This is a genomic window from Gordonia araii NBRC 100433, assembly GCF_000241265.1.
Classification (GTDB): Bacteria; Actinomycetota; Actinomycetes; order Mycobacteriales; family Mycobacteriaceae; genus Gordonia; species Gordonia araii.
In genome coordinates, this window is the sequence record NZ_BAEE01000044.1 from 1 (window position 1) to 18,862 (window position 18,862).

Consider the following 18,862-nt stretch of genomic DNA (forward strand, 5'->3'; position numbering starts at 1 on the left):
AACGGGACCCCCATCATCCCCGTCCCCGGCTACCGCGCCCCTGGACTGCCGGGGCAACGTCCTCCCGCGCCGCCGCAGCAGACTGGGCAGCGACCGGCTCCGCCGAACACCGGGCAACCCGCACCGCCGGCACAGACTGGCCGACCTGCACCACCGCGCACGCCGGCCCCCCCGGTTCAACACCCGACGCCACCGGCGCCGGTGACGGTGCCGGTGCCGGGCCCGGTGTTGTCGCCGGCGGCACCGGCGACGGAGTCGGGTTCGATCCCAATCGCGGTATGGCTACTTGTCGGGGCGGCAGCATTGGTGGCCGGTGGTCGCAGTACCGGGTTGTCGCGTGGTGGTTCGACGCGCGGTCAGGTGGGGCCGTCGCGGATGGTGTTGATTCATGACCGCACTAGCCCGAACACGTACCGGTTTGGCATGGATGTCCCGCAGGGAGGTCGTACGCGCGTTCATCCTGACGGTTCGGCGACGATCTACGATGCGCGTGGCAAGGCGATTCGTCAGGTGGCGCGGCCGTGGGCGTTCGATTCGGCCGGACGTCCGCAGAAGACGTGGTACACCGTCGATGGGGACGGCGATCTCATTCAACATGTCGAGCCTGCCGATGATGCGTTGTATCCGATTCTTGCCGATCCGTATGTGTGGAACGGCGAGGAGTGGGTGTGGGTCGATCCGGAGACGGCCAAGCTTATGCCAGCGATCACGCAGAATCCTGACTTGACGAGCAACGCCCCTAAGGGAAGTCCGCCGGCGGGGCCACCGGTACGGCCGAGCGTGACGCCCCAAGACCTCCCCTCGGTTCTGGGTGATCCTCCGACGCCTGGAAATCCGACCACGACTCCGTCAGGTAACACGTGGAGTACCGATTACAACGTCGGTGAGGACGGTGAGATCACGCGGAGCACCACGGTCACGCCCAAGTACGGTGAGCCGATCACGGCGACCGGCCCACTGTCGGAGCAGGAGCGCGAGTTCTATCGTTCTATTCTTCCCGGTTCGTTGATCACAACCGGACCCGATGGTTCGACCGTGATCCGGCCACCGGCTGACACCGAGGGGCTTTCGACCCAGGACATCTTGATGCTTCCGACTCTCTACCCGGGGCCAGGTCGGAGCGCGACGTTGCCTAGCGGTGCGACTATTCAGAACCGGGCGACGATCGGCGAGGATGGCAAAGTCTACGACAACATCACGATCCACACCAAAGATGGTCAAGTGATCGAGTCGACCACCATGAACAAGGCGCTCTCGGTCAAGGCGGTCGAAGAGCGAGTTGACTCGAAAGGCAATTCGGTCACCCGGGTCACGATGGAAGACGGCACCTCAACCGAGACCAGTACTGAGGAGATCGAGTTTGGCTCCTTCACCCGTGAGGTGCATCACCACAAGATCTTCGACGAACACGGCAAATTGATCCTTGACCGTCGATCTTTCCAGTACCGTCCCGGAGAACCCGATACCGTCGTCTACTACGACGGTGACGGCAAACCTATCTACCCCGACAGTGAACAACAAGCAGCGATCGACGCCACGATCGACTACCGAACAACAGCGTACAAGAGTGGGACGAAGGCACTCGACATTATTGGCAATGCTGGTGAAGGGCTGGAGCGAGGGATCGACAAGCAGGAGAAGTACCTTCGCGACCACCCTCATGCGAAGCGCACGCCGGGCCAAGACTTTTCGAAGAGCAAGAGCGGTCAACTCCTCAAAGCTGGGAAATATGCAGGGCGAATAGGCTATGTGGGTACCGCGATCGGAGTCGTCGATGATATTCAGAAGGGCACGCCTGTGCCTGAGACCGCCGGTAAGGCTGGTGGGGCGATGGCTGGCGCCTACTATGGCGCGAAAGGCGGAGCTACGGCCGGTTTCTGGGTCGGCGGCGGCTGGGGGGCCGCCGCCGGTGGCGTCATCGGCGGTATCGGTGGTGGCATTGGCGGCTCCTTCATCGGCGAAGCGATTGGAAAACTATTTTGACGCACAACCTTTTTGACGAGGTCGCCACCAAAGCTGCGCAGTTGTTGCCGGACGCCAGATTCGAAACTATCGAAGATGTCGCGTCAGTGCCGGCGCACTTGCCCACCCAGCCGCTCGATGGATGGCACGACTGGCCGACACCAAGCGACTTCGGTGCCCTCAGAGTCCTCTACCAGCCTCCCGCCGAAGCGGCAGGATTTGCGCCGAATATCACGTTCACAGCACTACATGTAGAAACACAGAATATCGACGTAGCCGATTTGATTGCTATTGTCGACCTATCATTCAGCCTCACCGGGGCAATAACAGTAACAAATCGCCATACGCGCGTAGTAGGATCCGCAACTAGAATCAACACCCTAGCAAGCTCAGCCTTAGGTCGCACACCCCTGAGGATAATATCCTGCCACTACGCCAGCACTTCGGGTTCGGGAGGTCAGATCTACGGTTCGACGGCGACTGTTCCGAAGGGTCACCCGCTGGACTCTCTGCCGCTTATATTGAAGCCTATCGAATAGTCTCCACCACCGTGGCGACGAGGTTAAGACGCAGGACGACCTATTCACTAATAGTAGGTGGGGCTGTTCAGTCCAGTGTGATCTAAGGACGAATAATCGGCCCCTGGAATTGCCGAGACGAGAACGGAATGTTTGATCCGATCTTGCTTAATTACAAGGGTGAGATAGTCAGATGATATATACGGCAGTGGCCATTGTTCTGGTCCATATCGGTATAATACAGCTCTTCGAGACTATCGATCGCAGGCATGGGTACCGATGGAAAGAGGACAAGCTTCTCTATGAACTGTCCTGGCCTGTAGTAGTCGTGGTCGTACTTCTTGTGATCTTCATAGCCGCCGATGAAAGCAACCATCGTTACTATTCTCTGACTGTCTTGGCTGTGGCTCCAATGATGTACCTGTGGGACTTGTCATTGCGCAACCGTAAAGAGCGGACACCTCTTCGCGATCGGCAGTGGCGCTATTTCCGCAGGGAGGAATAAATAGCCGCCTAGCCTATTTCCGTCGGCTGCTACAAAGAAGGTGACGCGCGCGGGTCTGATGGTCGCGCATCGGTACGTTGACTTCCAGACCGAGACTCTGATTCAAGTGCTTTACTGCACGCGGTCGACCCAATAGGTGACATGTCTACGTAGGCCAGTGAGCTGGTCACGGACCTGATTTGTTGTCTGAAAGCTGAATAGCCTTCCAGCGCACTGCGACGCTGGATTGCGCGGATAGCGCGGGCGCATTGGTCCTCCGTTCCAGATACCGGCATTCTCCCCTCTGGTCGAGCTCTTACTCGAATCGGTTACCATCGTAGGTCACCCGCACGATCTTGCGATCAGCGAACGACGCCGGCGCCGCCACAGCTCCGGACATCGCGTTCTCGAGGACGCAGCTGGCAGCACTCGCAGACCCCCAACGCTGGATCATCGGCGCTTCACCCCCACGGAGCACCGCACCTCGCTACGGTTGAGCCCCATGAGCACTCCACGCATCCAACCGGGTGGCCTGCGCGAACTCGGCCTGTTCAACTGGGCCTTCTCGCGCGTCGCCTCCAAGGCACAAGGCGTCGACGACGCCCACATCTTCTCCACCCTCGGCCAGTCGAAGGGATTGTTCCGCGGCTGGCTCTACTACTCGTCGCGAATGATGCCGTTCGGCAAGCTGTCCCGCAAGGACACTGAGATGATCATCATCCGGGTCGCGCACCTGGGCTCCTGCGACTACGAGATGGATCACCACCGCAAGCTCGGCAAGCGAGCCGGGATCGACGAGGCGACGCTGGGCCGCATCATCGAGGGCCCCGACGCCGGGTGGGGAGACCGGGAGCGGTCCCTGCTGCTCGCCGTCGACGAGATGGTGGGCTCGCGCGACATCTCCGACGAGACGTGGGCCGCTCTCTCCCGCCATCTCGACGAGCCGCGGCAGATCTCCTTCGTCCTGCTCGTGTCCCAGTACGACTCGCTCGCAACGACACTCGGCGTGTTGCGCGTCCAGCGCGACGTCTGACGAGTCGCGCCTTCGACGATGCCGACACTCGCACAGCGCCTGATGGGCAATCCGCTGGTCTCCGCCGTCTACGAGTCCGCGTGGCGCCCGGTGTTCACCCGGATGTTCAGCCTCGGCGGATCGGCGACGGCCATGTACGACCGGGCTTTCACGGCCTACCTCGCACGCAGCGGGGAGCGGCAGATCCTCGACGTCGCGTGCGGCCCCGGTCTTTACACCCGGCGGCTGGCCAGGAACCTGACCGGCGACGGCCGGTGCGTCGGGATCGACTACTCGGAGACGATGCTCTCGCGGGCCGTGGCGAAACCGCATCCGCGCACCGTCTTCATCCGGGGAGACGCCCATCGCCTGCCGTTCCCGGACGACGCCTTCGACACCGTCGCGTGCTTCGCGGCGCTCTATCTGATCCCCGACCCGCTACCGGTCGTCGACGAACTGGTTCGGGTCACCCGGCCCGGCGGCGAGATCGCGATCTTCACCTCGGTGCGGACGCCGCTGTCCCGGCTCCCCGGGGTGAAAACCATCGGCAACCTCGGCGGATACCACTTCTTCGAGCGCCATGAGATCCCCGACCGGCTGCGCGCGGCCGGTGTCACCCACATCGAACAGACCGTCGTCGACCAAGGGCAATTCGTCCTCGCCCGCAAGGACCTAGGTTAAGTCAGGCTAGCCAAATTAGGGTTACTTAATTTAACGTAGGCTCATCCTCTAAATGAAGGAGATGAGCCACATGGCCACCACCGACCTGCCGTACGCCAACCGTCCGGAAGAAGACATGCCGGGGCACTGGCTGCTCGCGAAGCTCGGCAAACGCGTCCTGCGGCCCGGCGGCCGCGAGCTGACCGAGCAGCTCCTCGCCGACGCCGAGCTTTCCGGTACCGACGTCCTGGAGATCGCCCCCGGCCTCGGCCGCACCGCCACCGAGATCCTCGCCCGCTCCCCGCGCAGCTATCGCGGCGTCGAATCCGACGAGGCCGCGGCCAAGCTCGCCGGCGACGTCGTCGGCGACCGCGGAACCGTCACCACCGGCGAGGCACAGGCCACCGGTCTCGACGACGACAGCGTCGACGTCGCCATCGGCGAGGCCATGCTGACCATGCAGTCGGACAAGGTGAAATCGCAGATCGTCGACGAGGCCAACCGCGTCCTGCGCCCCGGCGGCCGGTACGCGATCCACGAACTCGCCCTGCACCCCGACACCCTCACCGACGAGCAGAAGACCGAGATCCGCCAGTCCTTGGCGCGCTCCATCAAGGTCAACGCGCGGCCGCTGACCGAGGCCGAGTGGCGCAAGCTCCTCACCGACGCTGGGTTCACCGTCGAACGCGTCCGCTTCGCCCCGATGGCGCTGCTGCAACCGCGGCGGATCATCGCCGACGAGGGGCTCGGCGGCGCACTGAAGTTCGCCGGCAACGTGATCCGCAACGGCGATGCCCGTCGTCGCGTGCTCGGGATGCGCAAGACCTTCCGGAAGTACCGCGACAATCTGGCGGCCATCGAAGTCATCGCCGTCCGCAACTGACCCCTTCGCCAACAGCCCCGCACCGCGCAGCGGTGTGTTGGAAGGAGAACCCATGTCCACCACCCGATCCGAGACCGTCATCGGCGGTCTCGCCGACACCGCGCTGAGCCAACCGGATGCTTCCGGTCCCGACATCAAGGCGCTCGCTCACCTCAACGGGGCGACCGTCGTCCGGCTCAGCTTCCGGGCCGGGCAGTCCATGCCCAGCCACACCGCCCGCTGGCCGATCCTGGTGCTCGGCCAGGCCGGGCGGGTGGAGTTCACGGTCGACGACACGATGACGGTCCTGACTCCCGGCACCGCCATCCATGTCGACGCCGAGGTCACCCACGCACTCACGGCGACCGAGGACTCCGCGCTTTCTCTGATTGTCCTCACCCCCCATCACCAGGATCACCCGAAAGGAACACCATGAAAATCGCACGCTCCGCTCTCGTCGCACTCCTCGCCACGGTTACCGCGCTGCTCGGCGCCACCGTCGTCGCCTCCCCGGCGTCGGCTCTGCCGGCGAACTTCAAAGTGACGACGAAGAATCCTTCGGTCGCCGACCTCGGCAATATCGTGAAGTTCCTCGTCGAGACACCCGCGTCCGACGAGGCGAAAGCCGCCAACGTCGAAGGTGGCATGAACGCCGTCGTCGTGCCCCGCACGGTCTACAACCTGGGCCTGTTCCGCGCCCCGCGCGGCTGGAACAAGGTGAGCGGACCGTTGGCGCGCAAGAGCCCGACCCGCGTGCAGGTCCACCTGACCAGCGCATCGGTGGGTCGCCCGACGATCAATATGCCCATCGATTTCGTCTACCAGGGCAACTGGAAGCTGGCCGCCAGCTCGATGTGCCAGGGCGTCAAGACCGTCGGGCTGCCCATCTACTGCAACCGCTGACCGCGTGCTGCGCATCGAGGGCCTGACCAAGCGGTACGGCCGGGGAACCGTTCTGGATGCCATCTCGACCCAGGTGGCTCCGGGTTCGCTGACCTATCTGCTAGGGCTCAACGGTGCGGGCAAGTCCACGTTGCTGCGCTGCGTGAGCGGCGTGACCGCGGCCGACCGGGGATCCGTCGAGATCAACGGTCGGCCGCGCTCGCACTCGCCGCGCCTGCGCGAGCTCGGCGTCCATCTCGATCATGACGCCTTCCTCCCCCGGCACACCGCCCGCCGCCATCTTCGGTGGCTGGGACGCTCGGCCGGGATCGGTGACCGGGGCGTCGACGAGGTCCTCGATCTCGTCGGTCTGTCCGCGGTGGCCGGCCGCCCCATCGGCGACTATTCGCTGGGGATGCGGCAACGCGTCGGGATCGCCGGCGCCCTGCTGGGCGACCCGCCGGTCCTGCTGTTCGACGAACCGCTCAACGGGCTGGACATCGCCGGCATCATCTGGCTGCGCACACTGCTGCGCGATCTCGCCGACGACGGCCGCGCGATTCTCGTCGCCTCCCATCTGCTCGACGAGGTGCGGCGCAACGCCGACCGCATCCTCGTCCTGCGCGGCGGGCGGCTGGTCGCCGACGAGGATCTCGACGACTTCCTCGGCGACTCCCCCGACCTCGAGCACGCCTACCTGCGCACGGTGGGCGATCCGGACGACTCCGAGTACTCGGCATGACCGCCCTGACCGCGGCGATCGCCGCCGAAGCGACGCGGGCGTCGGGCCGCCGCAGCCCGTGGTGGTTCATCGCCGTACCGTTGGCCATCGCTCTCCCCCTGCTGATCACGTATGCCGTCGCCGCCGTGGCCGAACGTTTCGCCACCATGACGACGACGTCGATCACCGTTACGGCCGTCGAGTCCAACAACTCGGTCTACTGGGTGATCAATCTGGGCGTGCTGATCCTCGCCGTCGGTGCCGCCCACGCCCAGGCCTCGGCCGCCGGCGGGCCGACCGCCGACACCGAGCGCTACCTGTTCGGTTCTCCGTCGACGGCCGTCGTCGCCCGTTCCCTCTTCTACGGCCCGGTCGCGGCCGCGGTGGCACTCGGGCTAGTCGTACTGCTGATGTCGACGCTGCCCCGGCTCTTCCCAGTCGTCTACGGCGGCGTCGACCTCGGGTCGGGGGCCGGGCTCCGATTCTGTTGGGCCGTTCCGGTTTTCGCGTTCTTCGCGTCGGCTCTCGGTGTCGGCCTCGCGGCGCTGACCGGATCGGGACTGACCGCCATCGCCCTCATGCTGCTGTGGGCCGGGGTCGTCGAGGACGCGATCGCGCTCATCCCCAACGGGATGACGGTGCAGCAGTACATGCCCTTCCTCAACGGCATCTACGGCACCGGGCAGTGGCTGGCGCTGACTCCGCCGTGGGGACCGAACGGCGCACTGGTCTACTTCGCGGTCGTCGCCGCGGTCTTCGTCGCCGCCGGCATCGCCGCTACCGCCGTCCGACGGCGGAGGAACTAGGATCGACCCCATGAGGATCCGGGCACGACAGCGCGACCACGTGCTGGCCACGGTCGAGGCCGCAGCGGAGCCGGTGGACGCCTCCTATGTCGCCGACACGCTCGACGTGCACGTGAGCACGGCCCGCTTCCACCTCAACAAGCTCATCGACGAGGGTCTGGTCGAGGCCGTCGCCCTGCCCGCGACGACGGTCGGGCGCCCGCGCACCGGCTACTCGTCGACGGTCGCCAAGCCCGACGTCCGGCTCGTCGCGCTGCTCGTCGAAACCTTGGGGGACGACGAGGAATCGCGTCGGCGGGCCGCCGTCGAGATCGGCCGACGCTGGGCTGACCCGATCACCGAGGAGCCCGGCGACGAGATCCCCGACCCGGTGACGACCGCCGAGGCCGCGCTGGCCAAGCTCGGTTTCGTCGTCCGCAGTGCGGCCAGCGTCTTCGGGGAGCACGAACTGTCGATCTGCTCCTGTCCGCTGCGCGACATCACCCGGGCGGATCCGGCGGTCTCGCAGGCCATCGTCGAAGGCGCCCTGCGGCAAGCGCTGGCCGCGAGTCCGGCCCTCGACGATCAGTACGACGTCGGTGTGGCCCCCGACCCGGCGGGTACCGACTGCACGATCGTCCTGCGGTTGACACCGGCGCGCCGGTGATCGCGGAGGGCTCAACCAGTACGGACCCACGGCTCGGTGAGTTCTTCTGACCGTCGCCAGACCGCCTCCCGGAGGTCGGTGGAACGACGTGACAACGTCGCGGGCAGCGCCGCCATGCCGGGCGTCGACGTGAAGAATTCTCCTGTCGTCCCGGCGAGGGCCTCGTCGAGGACGAGCCGCACCCCAATCTCGCCGCTTGATCGGGCCGCGCCACCAGCGGGGTGCGAGACGCGGTGCTCGTCACCGCGCTGAGCAGCCGGCTGGAGCCGGTCAGCCCGGTCGCGGCGATCCCCGGGCAGAAGCAGTTCGCGGTCACGCCATCGTCGGCCAGCCGACGCGCGAGTTCCCGGGTGAACAGAATGTTGAGGAGCTTGGACTGCCCGTACGCGGCCATCGAGCCGACCGGGCCGTACTCGCGAGGCTCGCCGAAGGAACCCGGATGCAGGTTGAAACCGAAGCGGTGGGCCTCGGACGCGGTGGTGACGATGCGCGCGGGCCCGGCGCCGATCAACGATTCGGTGAGCAGCCGCGTCAGCAAGAACGGCCCCAAGTGGTTGGTGGACATCATCAGATCGAAGCCGTCCGCACTGGTGCCGGAGGTCATCGCATGCATCCCGGCGTTGTTGACCAGCACATCGATGGTGGGCCACCGGTCAACGATCTCGCCGGCCGCTGCCCGCACCGAGGACAGATCGGACAGATCGCCCACGACGACCGCCGGCCGGGTCACCGCCACCTTCGCCAGCTCCGTGACGACCCCGGCCGCCTTCGCCTCGTCGCGTGCTAGCAGGACGACCTGCGCTCCCGCGCGGCCAATTCCCGCGCCATCTCGAGTCCGATCCCGTTGGTGCCCGCCGGTGACGACGACCGTCGCCCCGGCGACATCGCGTTCGACGTACTCCGTCATCGGTGACCGCCGGATACGTCGGCGAGCTTTCGCACCCGCAGATGGTTCGGAAATCCCCACAACAGCGTGGAGCGGGCCCACGAGTGGGCCTGATCCGGGTGGCCGCGCCGACGAACCCGCCCAGAGATCAGGGCGGCTTCGGCGACATGCGTCGCCAACGTGGCACCCAACAAGCCACGGACGACCTGCTGGCCGCGGTCGCCGAGTCGTTCGGCTGCGCCGTCCCCGAAGGACACCGCGGCCCAAGCGATGTAGAGCGGTAGCGCCAGCCACAGCGGCAGCGGACGTACCTCGGATGCGGACCTTCTTCTCATTGTTCCTCCTCGATCGTGTGTTTCCGGCTACGACTGTCTGCGGTTCAGCGACGTCGGCGGCGCTCGGCTTCGGCGACGAAGGCGCGTTGCAGCGCGGTCGCGAAATCTCGTTGCACCGACTCCATCCGCCGTTCCAGGATTCGCGGCAGGCGGATCTTCACGTCGGCACTCACCTCGACCCGCATGAGGGAGGTCCCGGCCGCGGTCTCCTCGATCGCATACGTGCTCTGGCTGCTTCGCAGCACGCGACTCGATCGCAAGGTCGTCGTGACCCCGTCGGGCGTCCACCGGTAGGCGGTGAGCGTCTCGTCGCTGATCCCCAGGGCACTGGTCTTCGCCGCGACGAGAAGCGGGTCGCCGTCGTCGGTGCGCTCGACCACCCAGGTGCTGGCGGTGATCTTCGGCCAGCGGGGCAGATGCGGCCGCAGCCAGGCGTCCATCCCTTCGACGTCCTTGAGTATCGCGAGCGCGACCTCGGGTGCCGCCGGTACTGCCAGTTGGTATTTCTCGTGGATCACCGCGTCCTCATTTCTTCGACGGCCACCAGCTGCGGTTGCCGACCAGGGCCACCACGGCCGGAACCGTGATCGTCCGCACGATGAAGGTGTCGATCAGAATCCCGATGCCGATGATGAAGCCCATCTGCACCATGGTCGACACCGATCCGGCGAGCATCCCGAACATCGCGGCGGCGAAAATGAGCCCCGCCGAGGTGATCACCGATCCGGTGCCCACCACCGCTGGCACGATCGCATCCTTGGCCTCCGCACAGGGCTGTTCCCGCAACCGGGCCATGAACAGCATGTTGTAGTCGGCACCGACCGCGACGACCAAGGTGAACGCCATGGCCGGAACGGCCCAGTAGATCTCCTGGCCGCCGATGACGCCAAACACGAGGACGCCTGCACCGATGGCCGCGCCGTACGTCAGCAGCACCGACGCGAGCAGATAGAGCGGTGCCAGCACGGCGCGCAACAGCAGGCACATCACCGCGAGGATCACCAGGAGCGTGACGATGACGATCTCGGTGAAGTCGCGGCGGAACATCTCCTGCAGATCGGCGTTGATCGACGGGAAGCCGCCGATGCTGACCTGGGCCGTGGACAGGCTGGTGTTGGGCAGCGCGGCTTCGCCGACCGTGCGCATCTCCCGCGACAGCGTCATCGCATCCTCGGAGAACGGATTGATCGTGGACTGGATGAGATAGCGCGCGGTCTTGCCGTCGGCGGAGATGAACGCCTTGCTGAGCAACCCGAAATCCGGGTTGTCGAGCAGGCCGGACGGCAGGTAGAAGCCGGACGCCGAATCGCCCGACGCGGCCTTGCCGACGGTCTGCAGATAGGCGGCGAGCGCGGTCATCCCGGCCATCGCCTCGCGCGCCCCGTCGGCCATCTTCCTGGCCTGGCGCACCATCGCATCGGTGTCGGAGAGGTCGATTCCGGCGGCCGACATCGCGGCCATCACCTCGGACACGCGGTCGAGCTGACGCTCCGCGGCGGGTACCTGGGCCAGCATCTGGCGCGCCTGCTCGTACTGCTCGACCAGCGAGTGAATCGCGTTCTTGGCGGTGCCCCGGCCCGCCGGGGTCGCCAGCGACCGGGTCAGCTCGGCGATCTCCTTCAACTGACCGTCCCGATTCATCGCGGTCACCGAGGCGAGCTGCCCGCGCAGTTGCCTGCATTCCCGGTTGGCCCGGCACTGGGACGAATCGAGCAGCGGGATCAGGACCGTCGACGCCGAGTCGAGCGCCGATGCCACGGCCAGCAGCACCGGCGAGAGCTTGGCCAGCTGGTCGATCATCTCGGCCGACGAGCCGGCCTTGCGCACCAGCCCCGAGTAGGCGTCCATCTGCTCCGACGCCGACTTCGCGGTCGACAGCATCTTCCGGGCGCTGGCCAGCAGCCCGGCCGCGTCCGCGCCCGCCGCGTCGCCGGAGAGCGATTCCATCGCCGTTGCCACGCTGCGGAGCTGATCGATCTGCTGCAGCAGCCGGGGGTTCGCCTGGCCGGCCTTCGCCATCTGCTCGCCCATCATCCCGAGTTGCCACGCCAGCGTCGCCTGGGTCAGCTTCCGCCCGTCGGGGCGGGTGATGCCCAGGACCCGCTTAATGGTGCGCATCTGGGCGATCCGTCCCGCCAGCTGGTCGAGGTCGGCCAGGCCCTCGGGGGTGCGCAGATCTTTCTCCGATTCGACGACCACGTACTGCGGGATCATCGTGTCGGTGGGAAAGTGCTTGTCCATCGTCGCGTAGCCCAGTGCGCTCTCGGTGTCTTGGGGCTGGGCTTTGCGATCGTCGTAACCGACGTGGATGAACGCGGTCAGCCCGGACAGCAGCGCCAGCACCACCAGACTCGCGACCAGGGTCTGGACCGGCCGCGCGACGACCATCTCGCCGATCCGCCGCCAGTACGCCCCCGTCCGGTCCGGCTTCGCCAGCCCCAGGTTGAAGCGGGCCGCCAGGGCGAGCACGGCGGGCAGCATGGTGATCGACGCGAGAAAGCCCACGCCGATCGAGATCGCCACGGCCGGTCCCGCCGCCGCCAGGAACTGCAGCTTCGCCGTCAGCTGGGCGAGGTTGGCGATCGCGATGGTCGCCGCCGCCGCCATGATCACCCGCGACATCGAGCCCGACGCTTTCGCCAGCGCCTCCCGCGGATCCATTCCGGAGCGCAGATTCTCGTGATACCGGCTGATCAGGAAGACCGAATAGTTGACGCACGCACCGGCCAGGATCGCGACCATCAGCGTCGCCGACATCGTCGAGATGGGCAGGCCGATCTCGCTGAGCCCGGCGACGACCCCGCGCGCGACTCCGACGGAGACGCCCATCACGAGCATGGGCAGCAGGGCGGTGAACACCGAACGGAAGACGAGCAGCAGGATGATGCTGATCAGTACGAAGGTGACCGCGCCGATGACCCGGATGTCCGCAACGCTGGTCATCGCCAGATCGCCCACCGTCGCCGTCGGACCCGTGACCCAGGCCTTCGTCGGCGAACCGTCGAAGGTCTGATGCACGATGTCCTGGGCCACTTGCAGCGAGGCGAGGGTCTTGGGCGAACCGATGTCGCCGGTCAGCCCGGCCAGCAGAATCCAGGCCTTGCCGTCCTCGCTCATCACCTGGCTGCGCACCGCGGGGTTCGCCGCGACGACCGGATCGCCCAGCACGTCCTGTACGAAGGCGACCGCGTCGGGACGTCCGCTCAGACGCTCGACCGTCGCGTCGTACCTCGCGCGGGCCTCACCGGTCATCCCGGCCGGGTTCTCCATGACGACGATGATCGAGTTGAGATTGCCCCGTTCCCCGAATTTGTCCGCCATCGTCAGCATCGACTGGATCGCGGGCGAATTGGTGGGAATGGGACTCGCTGCTTTGCGCGCTGCGACGTCTTCGAGCTGCGGCCACGCGACGTTCACCACCGCCGCCAGGGCGAACCAGCCCAGCACCACCCAGGTGGCGTAGCGCGCGGTGAACCGGCCCAGTCGTTCGAACTTCGGACTGTATTGATGTGACACCGGGCCCCCTACCCGAACAGATCGGAAAGATCGAGGTTGGGGATCGACGGAAGGCCCGCGACGTCGGCGGTCGGCAGGACCGTGTAGACGAGGGAGAACCCGAATCCGGCGTCGACGGATGCCACCGTCACGGTGTGCCCCCGGCCGATGTAGGTCCGCTGTCCCACGAGGTCCTGCTCGATGAACCCGGCGTCCAGCAGCCGGGCCTGGGCGCGCTCGAGAGCCGAGGCACCGGCGTCCCCGACGGCGAGCACATAGGCCCGGTCACCGAGAGTCGGGCTGTGGATCCTTCGGTACTTTCCGCCGACGACCGGCACCGCTTTCGGGAAGCCCGCGGGCAGCACGGTCGCCATCGGCGGCGTGGACCGCAACGTGCTCACCGGCGGGTAGGAGCTGAACGAGACGGCTCCCCCGGTCAGTGCATCGGCGCATCCGGCGAGTCCCCCCACGACGCACACGGCCGTGACAACGGCCAACGCAACGCGCTTCTGTCGAACCATTTCATCCTTACTCTCAGTACTAGATACCGAGAGTAATGCTTGAGTCCGCTGATGTCAGCAACATCGACAGATCCGCGTAACCTACTACCCGGAGTATCGCGTATATTTGGGACGTGCCCAACGCATCAGTAGCCACCAAGCGCGCGGACGCGCGCACCACTCGCTGGGCCGAACACCGCGTGAAGGTCCGCGCCGAGTTCGTCGACGCGTCGATCCGCGCCATCGACACCATCGGACCGCAGGCGACGCTCGATGACATCTGTGCCGAACTCGGCGTCCGGAAACCTAAGCTCTACCGGTTCTTCGACGACAAGAACGACCTGTACCACGCGATTCTGGAGAACGTCGTCGAGACCCTGTGGGATCGCCTGTCGGGGACGCTGAACATCTACGAGGACTCGGCCGAACAGATCGTGCGGCGGCTCGTCGCCGAGTACGCCGAGACCATCAGCGAACATCCCAACCTCGTCCTGTTCCTGGCCAGCGGCCAATACGCGGCGGCGACCGGAGACGGAGAGCATCCACTGATCGTGGCGCGCGCGTCGATCGACCGAGCCGCGCACGTCGCCGAGGGGTTGCTGTCGAACGTCATCAGCAGCCACCAGCAGTTCGAACTGATGATCCACTCGGTCTTCGGCATGGCGGCATCGGCGGCCGACTGGTGGATCCGCACCGACAAGCCGGCCAACGATTCCCTCACGAAGGAGCAGTTCGTCGACCAGATCACGCGTTCGGCGATCGGCATCGTGACCGCCAATCTCGACGAGGGTGTGGAACTGGACCTGAACCAGCCGCTGCATATCGCCATGGGCGTCGACGAGGACGACGACTTCTGAGCGCGTGAGCTGATCAGCGCGCTTCGCGCCACCGCTGTTCTTGTCGTCCCAGTTCGGTCGCCGGCTCCGCGCCGGCCAGCCACTCACTTGCGATTCGGCACCAGTTCGCCTTCGCTTCCAGTTGCGCTAGCATGCCGGCGGTGGCCATGTCGACCCGTCGCGACACCAGATGCTCCGGTGGCAGGGTCTGCCTTCTGACGTCGCCGAAAGTCTCGGACTGCGGATCGATGACCGACATGACGCCGCTCGCCCGCCGGTGAGTCATGGCGATCTCCTCGTCGGTCATCTGCCAGTGGAAGGCGTCGAGGGTGAATCGCAGACAGTCCTCCTCGGTGATGGGCGCATCTTCGTCGATCACCCCCCTGGCGACCGCCAGCGCCCGGATCTCGTCGCCGCGGCGAGCCACCCCGGCGCGCCACAGCCGGGTCTCGAAGTCGCGAGCGTCGCGATCCATCCGTTTGTACGCGCCGAAGTCGACGAACCCGACCCGCCCCCCGGAACCGACGAGCACGTTCCCCGGATGCGGGTCGCCGCAGAACTCCCCTTCCCGATAGATTGTGCCGACGTAGAAGCGGTAGAGGATCTCCCCCAGCCGATTGCGCTCCGCAGCCAGCATCGACCGCGCCGGATCCAGCGGTTCGCCGTCGAACCATTCGGTGACCAGCATGTTGCCGGTCGAGATCTCCCGGACCACCTGCGGCACGACGATGAACGGGTGGCCGGCATACGCGTCGGCCATCCGCGCCTGGTTTCGCGCTTCCGCGGCGTAGTCGAGTTCGTTGGCCAGGGTCGACCGGAGTTCGGCGAGGAACTCGCGCGACGCCAGCGTCGGCACCAGGCTGCGCCAGAACTTGAGAAAGGCGACCAGGTTCTTGATGTCGGCCCGCACCGCGTCGTCGATGCTCGGGTACTTGATTTTGACCGCCACGTCCCGGCCGTCATGCAGCCTGCCCCGGTAGACCTGGCCGATCGATGCCGCCGCGACCGCTTCTTGGTCGAAGGACTCGAACACCTCGGGAATCGGCCGGCCGAGCTCGCGCTCGATCGCTTTGCGCATCGTGTCGTAGCCGACGTCGGGAGCGCTGTCGCGCAGCACCGCGAGCTTGGCCTGGAACTCGGCGCGCCCCTCCTCCGGCAGGAACGGGAGTTCGATCACCGAGAGCATCTGCCCGACCTTCATGGCGGCACCCTTCATGCCGCCGAGCACGTGGGTCAGCTGGTTGGCGAGCAGCATCATCGACTTCTCGCGGGCACGGTTCTTCTCGTCGGCGGACTTACCGACCGTCGAGACCCGCCAGCCGACGTCGCGCACCACATGGTTGGCCGCGAGTGCGGTCATCTGCCGGCCGCGCGCAAGCCGCGAGGTCGGCGGCGGGGAGGACGCCATCACTTCGCCCGACGATCGCCCGAGTTCGTCATGAGTTTCACCGTAGCCAACGATCAGCCGACTGACACGTCAAACCGCATAGCTGACACCGGTCATCGACTCGGAATGGTCCCATAGCCTGCCCCACAGATCGGTGTTCCTCGACAGCCGGGAGGTCCGGGCCGCGCCCACCGGACCGCGGGACTGGATGACCCACCGCGTCGGCCCCCAGAACACTGTCGGGTCGGCGTCGGACTCGGTCGCCGCGAAGAGCGTGGATTCGGCGGCCGCTTCGGGCGAATGACCGATCGTCGCGGCCCCGAGCTTGGTGAACCGGTCGGCGATCGTCTCGGTGCGCGCGAACAGATCCGTTCCGGATACTCCGGGATGCACGGCGAACGACCTGACCTTCCGGTCCGACGATTGCAGCCGCCGATCGAGTTCGCGGGCGAACATCAGATTCGACAGCTTCGACTGGGCGTAGGCGAGGAACCGCTGATACCGCCGGCGCTCGTAGTTGAGGTCATCGATCCACAACTTGGGCGTGTGCGCGTGGGCGATGCTCGAGACGGTGACCACGCGATCGGCGATCTTGTCCAGCAACAGTCCGGTCAGCGCGAAGTGGCCCAGGTGGTTGACCCCGAACTGGGTCTCGAATCCGTCCACCGTGCGGCTGAACGGGACATACATCAGCCCGGCGTTGTTGATCAGCACGTCGAATTCACCGACGCCGTCCGCGAATTCGCGAATCGACGACTGGTCGGCCAGGTCGAGACGGGCCACCTCGACGCGATCGCCCAACTCGTCGGCCACCCGCTGGCCGGTCGCCTCGTTGCGGCAGGCCATCACGACCGACGCGTTGTGCATCGCCAGCGCGCGCGTCACCACCGCGCCGAGACCGCCGTTGGCGCCGGTCACGACGAATCGGCGACCGGTCAGATCCGGCATCGAGAACACATCCCAGGAACTCATCGCGCCGACTCCCCGACAGTGTCGCGGAAGCGCCGCGGAACGAACTTGATCATGTCGGTCATGCTCCCCTTCGACGCCGCGAAGCGGACGAGTCCGGGCGCCAGGCGGTTCACGTGGTACTGGATTCTGGCTTCCGGTGTCACCGGGAGGATGGACCGGTTCGCGCGGACCGCGTCGACGATCTGCTTGGCCACCTTCTCCGGGCCGTAGCCCCGCAGCGCGTAGGCGCGGTCGCCGACCTGCTGCAGTTCCCGTTCCTCCTCGGGGCTGACTCCCGACACCGACGTCGTGGCGATGATGTTCGTGTGGACGATGCCCGGGCAGACCGTGGTGACCCCGATCCCGTGCTCGGCCAGCTCGGCGCGCAGGCAGTCCGAGAACGAGAAGACCGCCGACTTACTGGTGGTGTAGGCCGACATGCCTTTGCCCGGGCTGTAGGCGGCCATGCTCGACAGGTTGACGATGTGCCCGCCCTGCCCGCGCTCGACCATGGCGGCGGCAAAGCCCCGCGAACTGTTGACCACCCCGAGCAGATTCACCGAGAGCACCCGGTTGAATTCCTCCTCCGGGGTGGCGAGGAAGTCGCCCGCGGCGCCGACGCCGGCGTTGTTGACGACGATGTCCGGCACGCCGTGCGCCTGCAGCACCGCGTCGACATGGACCCGCACCTGCGCCGGGTCGGAGACATCGAGCTGGTAGGCGTGCGCGGTGCCGCCGGACTCGACGATCTCTTTCGCCGTGCGTTTCGCCGCCGAGAGGTCGATGTCGGACGCGACCACTTCCGCACCTCGCGCGGCGAACAGGAGGGCGGTCTCCCGCCCGATGCCGCTGCCCGCGCCGGACACGACCACCAGGTGATCGTCGAATTCGTCGCGGTGCAGTCGCATCTCGGCGCGCCGCAGCTCCCGCGACGGCGCCTTTCCGTCGACGTGGTCGATCAGTTCGGCCGCCGCTCGAGCCAGCGTCTGCGGATGGGAGAACGGCAACCAGTGGCCGGCGTTGAGAACCCGGCGGAAGGTGCGTCGATTCCACCGCGCCTCATCCTCGTAGCAGGACTGCCGCACGGCGGGGTCGCGCGTGCCGACGATGACCTGGACCGGCACGTCGGTCGTGCGTTCCTGCGGGCGCAGGACCGTGGGCAGGAAGTTCGCGCGGTACACCCGCAGCTCCTGGCGGATATCGGCAGCGAAAGTCGGGCCGAGGCTGATCGCGTCGGCGTCGATGCCCTCGGCCAGCGAGAGCCCCCGGCGCCAGCGACCCTCGGTCATCGTGAGGCGCATCAACGTCTGGGGGACCACAGGAGTCGAGAACCCGAACATGTACATCAGCGAGGCGACCTGGCCCAGCGCGAGGGCGAGGTTGCGCGGCGTGGGCCGGCTCAGGCGGCGCCGGACCCACTTCGAGACGTGATGGCCCGACGGTCCCGACACCGAGGTGAACGACGCGATTCTCGCCGCCGACGACGCGTCGGTCACCAACTCCCAGGCGGCGACACTGCCCCAGTCGTGCCCCAGGATGTGCACCGGGCGGTCCGGGCTCACCGCGTCGGCGACCGCGAGGTAGTCGGCCGCCATCTCACTGAGTTTGAAGTCGGTGTACGAGGAGGGGTTGGTCGACGACCCCGCTCCCCGGTTGTCCACGGTCACCACGTGAAAGCGGTCGGCGAGAAGCGGGACAACACGGTCCCACAGCGTGTGTGAGTCGGGCCAGCCGTGCACGCAGACGATGGTCTGCGCCGCGGGGTCTCCGTGAGAGTAGTGGGCGATGTCGACTCCGTCGCGGTGCACGAATCGCGCACCCCGACTCTTAACGGCGACGGGGTCTTCGGGTCGTGTCAACGTGATGGAACTCATAGTATCGCATACTATGAGTTCCATGGTGAGTGCGCAAGGGCTAGC

At 66.4% G+C, this 18,862-nt stretch carries 17 protein-coding genes and 1 pseudogene; 10 read left to right on the forward strand and 8 right to left on the reverse strand.

The window, feature by feature from the left end; translation table 11 throughout:
• Positions 1–201: 201 nt before the first annotated feature.
• The 9 genes from GOARA_RS07340 (at position 202) to GOARA_RS07385 (ending at position 8,553) form a co-directional block, all read left to right on the forward strand.
• Complete coding sequence (locus GOARA_RS07340; RefSeq protein ID WP_170265627.1) at positions 202–1,983, forward strand: hypothetical protein; 1,782 nt, start codon at positions 202–204, stop codon at positions 1,981–1,983.
• 1,483 nt (positions 1,984–3,466) lie between these two features.
• The gene (locus tag GOARA_RS07350) at positions 3,467–3,997 is read left to right on the forward strand and encodes a carboxymuconolactone decarboxylase family protein (RefSeq protein ID WP_007321705.1); all 531 of its coding nucleotides are present in this window, start codon (positions 3,467–3,469) and stop codon (positions 3,995–3,997) included.
• Between the two features lie 18 nt (positions 3,998–4,015).
• The gene (locus GOARA_RS07355) at positions 4,016–4,657 is read left to right on the forward strand and encodes a class I SAM-dependent methyltransferase (protein WP_007321706.1); all 642 of its coding nucleotides are present in this window, start codon (positions 4,016–4,018) and stop codon (positions 4,655–4,657) included.
• A gap of 61 nt (positions 4,658–4,718) precedes the next feature.
• Positions 4,719–5,519 (forward strand): class I SAM-dependent methyltransferase, encoded by an 801-nt coding sequence (locus GOARA_RS07360; RefSeq protein ID WP_007321707.1) that lies wholly within the window; start codon positions 4,719–4,721, stop codon positions 5,517–5,519.
• Between the two features lie 52 nt (positions 5,520–5,571).
• Positions 5,572–5,934 carry a cupin domain-containing protein gene (locus tag GOARA_RS07365; protein WP_007321708.1) on the forward strand — a complete coding sequence of 121 codons (363 nt, stop codon included), beginning with the start codon at positions 5,572–5,574 and terminating at the stop codon, positions 5,932–5,934.
• Positions 5,931–6,401, forward strand: a complete 471-nt coding sequence (locus tag GOARA_RS07370; protein WP_007321709.1) for an MTB12 C-terminal domain-containing protein — start codon at positions 5,931–5,933, stop codon at positions 6,399–6,401. The genes GOARA_RS07365 and GOARA_RS07370 overlap by 4 nt, the downstream gene beginning before the upstream one ends.
• 4 nt (positions 6,402–6,405) lie before the next feature.
• Positions 6,406–7,122: an ABC transporter ATP-binding protein gene (locus GOARA_RS07375; RefSeq protein ID WP_007321710.1), complete on the forward strand. Its 717-nt coding sequence runs from the start codon at positions 6,406–6,408 to the stop codon at positions 7,120–7,122.
• Positions 7,119–7,907, forward strand: coding sequence for a hypothetical protein (locus GOARA_RS07380; RefSeq protein WP_007321711.1), 789 nt, complete (start codon positions 7,119–7,121; stop codon positions 7,905–7,907). The genes GOARA_RS07375 and GOARA_RS07380 overlap by 4 nt, the downstream gene beginning before the upstream one ends.
• Before the next feature lie 10 nt (positions 7,908–7,917).
• Positions 7,918–8,553 carry a helix-turn-helix domain-containing protein gene (locus GOARA_RS07385; RefSeq protein WP_007321712.1) on the forward strand — a complete coding sequence of 212 codons (636 nt, stop codon included), beginning with the start codon at positions 7,918–7,920 and terminating at the stop codon, positions 8,551–8,553.
• Between the two features lie 508 nt (positions 8,554–9,061).
• Here the strand turns inward: GOARA_RS07385 and GOARA_RS20555 are convergent.
• From GOARA_RS20555 to GOARA_RS07410, 5 genes and pseudogenes are all read right to left on the reverse strand, one after another.
• A pseudogene (locus GOARA_RS20555) lies at positions 9,062–9,460 on the reverse strand (SDR family NAD(P)-dependent oxidoreductase); the annotation flags it as partial.
• Positions 9,457–9,774 (reverse strand): TMEM254 family protein, encoded by a 318-nt coding sequence (locus tag GOARA_RS07395; protein WP_007321714.1) that lies wholly within the window; start codon positions 9,772–9,774, stop codon positions 9,457–9,459. The pseudogene GOARA_RS20555 and the gene GOARA_RS07395, both read right to left, overlap by 4 nt.
• A gap of 44 nt (positions 9,775–9,818) precedes the next feature.
• Positions 9,819–10,292 (reverse strand): SRPBCC family protein, encoded by a 474-nt coding sequence (locus GOARA_RS07400; protein ID WP_007321715.1) that lies wholly within the window; start codon positions 10,290–10,292, stop codon positions 9,819–9,821.
• 7 nt (positions 10,293–10,299) lie between these two features.
• Entirely contained in the window at positions 10,300–13,290 is a 2,991-nt protein-coding gene (locus tag GOARA_RS07405; protein ID WP_007321716.1) for an MMPL family transporter, read from the reverse strand.
• 8 nt (positions 13,291–13,298) lie between these two features.
• Positions 13,299–13,790 carry a hypothetical protein gene (locus tag GOARA_RS07410; protein WP_007321717.1) on the reverse strand — a complete coding sequence of 164 codons (492 nt, stop codon included), beginning with the start codon at positions 13,788–13,790 and terminating at the stop codon, positions 13,299–13,301.
• A 113-nt stretch (positions 13,791–13,903) separates the two neighbouring features.
• On the opposite strand from GOARA_RS07410, the gene GOARA_RS07415 reads away from it, so the two are divergent.
• On the forward strand, positions 13,904–14,626 hold the full coding sequence (locus GOARA_RS07415; RefSeq protein WP_007321718.1) for a TetR/AcrR family transcriptional regulator: 723 nt from the start codon (positions 13,904–13,906) through the stop codon (positions 14,624–14,626).
• Between the two features lie 13 nt (positions 14,627–14,639).
• On the opposite strand, the gene GOARA_RS07420 is transcribed toward GOARA_RS07415, so the two are convergent.
• The 3 genes from GOARA_RS07420 to GOARA_RS07430 form a co-directional block, all read right to left on the reverse strand.
• On the reverse strand, positions 14,640–16,013 hold the full coding sequence (locus GOARA_RS07420) for an ABC1 kinase family protein (protein WP_040522171.1): 1,374 nt from the start codon (positions 16,011–16,013) through the stop codon (positions 14,640–14,642).
• A 69-nt stretch (positions 16,014–16,082) separates the two neighbouring features.
• The gene (locus GOARA_RS07425; protein WP_007321720.1) at positions 16,083–16,964 is read right to left on the reverse strand and encodes an oxidoreductase; all 882 of its coding nucleotides are present in this window, start codon (positions 16,962–16,964) and stop codon (positions 16,083–16,085) included.
• Positions 16,961–18,808 (reverse strand): SDR family oxidoreductase, encoded by a 1,848-nt coding sequence (locus GOARA_RS07430; RefSeq protein ID WP_373277728.1) that lies wholly within the window; start codon positions 18,806–18,808, stop codon positions 16,961–16,963. The genes GOARA_RS07425 and GOARA_RS07430 overlap by 4 nt, the downstream gene beginning before the upstream one ends.
• Positions 18,809–18,862 lie beyond the last annotated feature (54 nt).